Here is a 2,672-nt window from a genome sequence, read left to right as displayed (position 1 = left end):
GGAGAGTAGGACACCGCCGGACAACCATTACAGGTCGAGGCCCCCGAACACCGTTCGGGGGCCTCCCGCATTTAAGCCGGCCCCCGGCAGGCCGGTCACGGTCCCACCTTGACCACCCGTCGGGGCCCGGCGCCATAATCTTCGATGACGAAGTATCTGATCTCGTTCCCGGGTGAGGCCATGGTTGTCCCGGAGGAAGAGTTTGTATCGGTAGTCGAAGCTTCGCATGCCGTTATCGAGGAGGCCAAAGCGGCTGGGGTGTACGTCTTTGGTGGCGGCATCGATGAGGCCGTAGCGCCCGTGCTCGTGGCCGGTGACGGCACCGTTACAGAGGGCACCTACCCGGGCCATAAGGTGCCCAACGGCGGCTACACGGTTCTCGAATTGCCTTCGCGGGAGGCTGCGTTCGCTTGGGCAGCGAAGATCGCTGACGCCTGCCGCTGCCCGCAGGAGGTCCGGCAGTTCCAATACGACCCGGCGAGCTGACGGGGCGGGCCCGCCAGTCATCCTCAAGCGCTACCCAAGGCACGGATTTTGTCTTCAAGGGCTGTGCGTTCGGCTCTGTTCCCGCACATAGCTGCGGCCTCCTGGAGTGCGGCGCGGGCTTCGTCCGGGCGCCCCAGCCTGGTGAGCAACTCGCCCCGGACCGCGGGGAGCAAATGCGAAGCGGCTAGCTTGCCGCCGGCATCGATCGCGTCCACCAGCTCCAATCCTGCGGCCGGCCCCGAGGCCATGGCCACGGCAACCGCATGGTTGAGTTCGATGATGGGCGACGGCGCCAAGCGCCCAAGCGCCTCGTAGAGGATCACGATCCGCGGCCAGTCCGTGCCGGCAACGGATTCCGCCACGGCATGGCACTCCGCGATGGACGCCTGGAGTCCGTAGGCGCCAAGGCCGCGACCGGCCGCCGCTGCGCGTTCAAGCGCGGCCCGCCCCCGCCGGATCGCCGAACTGTCCCAGCGCCGGCGGTCCTGGTCCTCGAGCAGCACCGGCTTCCCGGCGTCGTCGGTCCTTGCAGGGAAACGGGCGGCTGTGAGTTCCAGCAGCGCAAGGAGCCCGAACGCCTCCGGCTCTGGCTTCAGCTTCACCAACATGCGGGCAAGCCGACGGGCCTCGTCCGTGAGGCCGGTCCGGATCCAGTCGTCGCCCCCGGACGCGTAGGAGCCTTCGGTGAAGACCAGGTAGATGACCTGGAGGACAGAGCCGAGCCGCTCGTCCAGTTCGTGGGCCTCCGGCACGGCGAACGGGATCCGGGCGGCCGCCAGTGTCTTCTTGGCCCGGGTAATCCGCGCCTGGATGGTGGACACGGGCACCAGGAACGCCTTGGCAATCTCATCGCTCCCCAGGCCGCCGACCACGCGCAGGGTCAAGGCGATCCGGGCTTCTTTCGACAGCACCGGATGGCAGGCGGTGAACATCAAGGCGAGGACGTCGTCGTCGATCGCGTCATAGCTGAACAGCTCGTCGGCTCCGGGTTCCTCGGAAAGGTCCCGCGCAAGGACGGCATAGCGCTCATCGAGCGCGGACCTGCGGCGGAAGGTGTCAATGGCGCGACGCCGGCCGGTGGTGAGCAGCCAGGCTGCCGGCTGCTCGGGGACCCCGTTGACCGACCAGGACACGAGGGCCTCGGCAAGTGCTTCCTGGGCGAGGTCTTCCGCCAAGGGAAAGTCCCCTGTGTAGCGGGCCAGGGCGCCGACGATCCGCGCGGACTCCATCCGCCAGACGGCCTCGACGGCGCCCCGCGCCCCGCTGTTGTCCACTCCGGATCAGAGCTGCCCGGTCTGCTCGCGCCAGGCGCGCTCCTTCTGGATCCACTTGTTGTCCTGCGGGAACTCATCGATGGTGGTCACCCGGCGGATCTCGGTTTTGCTTCCCGAGGTCATGGGCGCCCGCTTGGCCCATTCAACGGCTTCCTGCTTCGAGGCGACGTCGAGGATGTAGTAACCGGCGAACAGCTCCTTGGTTTCCCCATAGGGGCCGTCCGTCACCACGGGGGTGTCGCCGGTGAAGTCCACAACCACGCCTTCGTTGGCGTCGTCGAGGCCTTCTGCCGCCAGGAGCACTCCGGCGCGGATGAGTTCGTCGTTGAACTTGCCCATGGCATCCATGATTTCGGTGAAGTCCGTGTTCGCAAACGCTGCGAACGACTCGTCCGTAGGACGCATGATCAGCATGTACTTGGCCATGATGTTCTCCTTGGTTCCGGAAGGTCGCCTTCCGACCTTCTCACCCATAGGTCGAACGGCACCAGAGCAGATCGACATCGCGTCCGGGGAATTTTTCCCGATGCCCGACGGCGGGTGGCCGGCTTGCCGCCAATGGCGGCGGGCGGGGCGTGATCCTGCGCCGACAAGGCCGCTGCCGGCAGCCCCGGATCCTGATTTGCCTCTGCCCCGCGAACCGTGTAATGTTTTCTGAGTCGCCGCGGGAGGGACGGAAAAGCTGAAAGGCTTGGAGGTTCCGGAAGGCGGCAAAATCCCTTTCTTAGATGGCCGCTTTTGGTGGCGCACTGGAGTGCGTCGTGTGGCCTGCGGTTTGCGGAACTGTTGTTTGAGAACTCAATAGTGTGCCAAGTTTGTTGATACCGATTTTTTATTGAATTGGTTGGATTTGCCGGGCTGCATCACCCCGTGGTGTGGTCTGGTTTTTACAGCTGGTTTCAGATTTTGTGC

The 2,672-nt window shown here is 65.3% G+C and carries 3 protein-coding genes; 1 reads left to right on the top strand and 2 read right to left on the bottom strand.

Features of this window, described 5'->3' with window-relative positions; translation table 11 throughout:
* Positions 1 to 144 precede the first annotated feature (144 nt).
* Positions 145 to 486 carry a YciI family protein gene (locus DWV11_RS13320; RefSeq protein ID WP_115789409.1) on the top strand — a complete coding sequence of 114 codons (342 nt, stop codon included), beginning with the start codon at positions 145 to 147 and terminating at the stop codon, positions 484 to 486.
* Positions 487 to 509: 23 nt separating this feature from the next.
* On the opposite strand, the gene DWV11_RS13315 is transcribed toward DWV11_RS13320, so the two are convergent.
* Both DWV11_RS13315 and DWV11_RS13310 read right to left on the bottom strand, forming a co-directional pair.
* On the bottom strand, positions 510 to 1,715 hold the full coding sequence (locus DWV11_RS13315; protein WP_210725750.1) for an RNA polymerase sigma factor: 1,206 nt from the start codon (positions 1,713 to 1,715) through the stop codon (positions 510 to 512).
* Between the two features lie 51 nt (positions 1,716 to 1,766).
* Complete coding sequence (locus DWV11_RS13310; RefSeq protein WP_115789410.1) at positions 1,767 to 2,186, bottom strand: YciI family protein; 420 nt, start codon at positions 2,184 to 2,186, stop codon at positions 1,767 to 1,769.
* Positions 2,187 to 2,672: the final 486 nt, after the last annotated feature.

It is taken from the genome of Arthrobacter silvisoli (genome assembly GCF_003369445.1).
Lineage (GTDB): Bacteria > Actinomycetota > Actinomycetes > Actinomycetales > Micrococcaceae > Arthrobacter > Arthrobacter silvisoli.
Note: the sequence above shows the minus strand (reverse complement) of the source record. Positions and strands in the feature narration are given on the sequence as shown.

Excerpts from the sequence above, each read along its gene's own strand:
- DWV11_RS13320 (WP_115789409.1), top strand. The coding sequence starts at position 145 with ATGACGAAGTATCTGATCTCGTTCCCGGGTGAGGCCATGGTTGTCCCG.
- DWV11_RS13315 (WP_210725750.1), bottom strand. The coding sequence starts at position 1,715 with ATGGAGTCCGCGCGGATCGTCGGCGCCCTGGCCCGCTACACAGGGGAC.
- DWV11_RS13310 (WP_115789410.1), bottom strand. The coding sequence starts at position 2,186 with ATGGCCAAGTACATGCTGATCATGCGTCCTACGGACGAGTCGTTCGCA.